This is a genomic window from Microcoleus sp. BM001215392 (assembly GCF_036700185.1).
Classification (GTDB): domain Bacteria; phylum Cyanobacteriota; class Cyanobacteriia; order Cyanobacteriales; family Microcoleaceae; genus Microcoleus.
The window spans coordinates 1-1,780 of the sequence record NZ_JAUBOJ010000671.1 but is presented as its reverse complement, the minus strand read 5'-3'; the positions used below and the strand labels follow the sequence as shown (position 1 = coordinate 1,780).

At 44.6% G+C, this 1,780-nt stretch carries 2 protein-coding genes; one reads left to right on the top strand and one right to left on the bottom strand.

The features are described 5' to 3' along the window. Window positions 1–460, top strand: a 460-nt coding sequence (locus QT974_RS34020) for a nucleotidyl transferase AbiEii/AbiGii toxin family protein (RefSeq protein WP_333472762.1), incomplete at its 5' end; no start/stop codon positions are given. Window positions 461–641: 181 nt separating this feature from the next. On the opposite strand, the gene QT974_RS34015 is transcribed toward QT974_RS34020, so the two are convergent. Then, window positions 642–1,544 (bottom strand): hypothetical protein, encoded by a 903-nt coding sequence (locus tag QT974_RS34015; protein ID WP_333472761.1) that lies wholly within the window; start codon window positions 1,542–1,544, stop codon window positions 642–644. Between the last annotated feature and the right edge of the window lie 236 nt (window positions 1,545–1,780).

Here is a 1,780-nt window from a genome sequence, read left to right as displayed (position 1 = left end):
GCGTTCCTCCCCATGTCTAAAGCTAGGGGCTTCCCGCTCGTTTTTCGGTGAAGGGCGAATTGAGTTCGGTGAACCGAGTTATCCGCATTGGTCGCCTGTTCCTTGTTTGAATTTAGTCGATATTTTTGCCCAAAAGTTATTGGCGAATGCCGATCGATGGCCGAGCGATCGTGTAAATTCGACAGATTTAATCGATTTGGGAATGCTCAGGTTGGCGAGTTCTATTCCCCAAAAGGCGATCGACAAAGCGGAAGCTGCTTATCAAGTGATGCAACCGCTAGAGCGATCGATTCAGTATTTTCAAGAACGTCCTGAATATCGGGAAAAATGCTATGAGATTTTGAGTATCGCACAGCCAAATCAAGTTATTGACGGTATCGATCTATTAGCTCAAGATTTAGGGAACGAACCAACAGTCAGGACATTTAGGGAAGATGTGCAGGATTTTGACTCGATCTAATCCTGGATGTATAAAACGGGTTTGATGATTGAGAAAACTGGGTTTATCTGTTCAACAACAAGAAAAAATTTTTGTGGACAAGCAAGATGCTTGTCCAGCTATTTTCCAATAGGTATAATAAGCAATCCTGGGAATGCGAGGTGCTAGATCGTGCACGTGGCATTTGATTTATCGCAGCAGCTTACATTCGGGCGAATAATGTTTCGGCGTAAGCGCGATCGATCAATTGGCGAGCAACTGTCTGAATTCCGGTATGCTCATAATAATTGGTAGTCATGTCCAAAAAGGCGGCGACATAATCCAATTTGTCATCGGTAACATCGACGTATTGCTTGAGATTTCCTAAGACTGTGGCGGGAGTTAAGCCGCGAGACTGCACTAAATTGTTCATCCAACCTTGGGCTGAGGCGAAGGTTGTTGTCACAAATCCGAATTTTTGGGCATTGTTGGCGCCGGGAATTAGGTTGCTGATGTTTTGGAAGGTTGAGTTTTGCTGGAAGGTTGCAGGATTTAAGCCGCTTAGGGTATTTTGTGCTACTTTGATAAAGTCCGGGCCGAGGGGAATTAAGCCGTCAGCGCATACTAATGCAGCCATTCGCATTAGAGATTCGCTTTTGTATTCTGATAAATAATTTGTAAAGCTTCCCACGTTGTCAAGGGAAATTTTGTTGAGTTTGCAAAAGACGATGAGTTCGATCGCCACTTTGACGCATAAGTCGATCGTTTGAGTGGTGTCAGCCTTGGGAGTAAGGCGGCTCATAAATGACAGAAATCCGATTTTTTCGCCGATTTTATTCGCCATAGCCGTCGCGCCTAAGGCACTGTCAGCGCTGTCTGCAAGCTGGTAAAGCTTGACTGCGCCTTGATAGGGTTCGTTGGAGTTGGCGTAAAGCTCGATCGCCCTGGCGCGAATTTTTTGTACTAAAGTGCGATCGGTTTCCCCTGTGAGCGATCGAATAGTACGATCGAAACCAGATAGATTGTTCCATTCCCCCGGAACCACAAAATCGAGGGACTTGAGCATCATCACAGTAATCCCAGAATCCGGCAAATTGTCAACCAATTCTACAATTGACTTGCTCACAACAAACTCCTAAATAACCATATTTGATAGTCTTCTTGCAAATACTCCAATTCCCAGAAATCCGATTCCAGATTTCCCCGAAATCTCATCTGATATCTAATCCTCACACTCATATTGGCTCGTAGTGAGGACTTTAGTCCGCATCCAACAAAGGACTAAAGTCCTTACTACGAACGGGTGAATCTCATTTTTGAAAATATACTTGTAGGGGCGAAGCATTTCGGCAGTAAATCTCT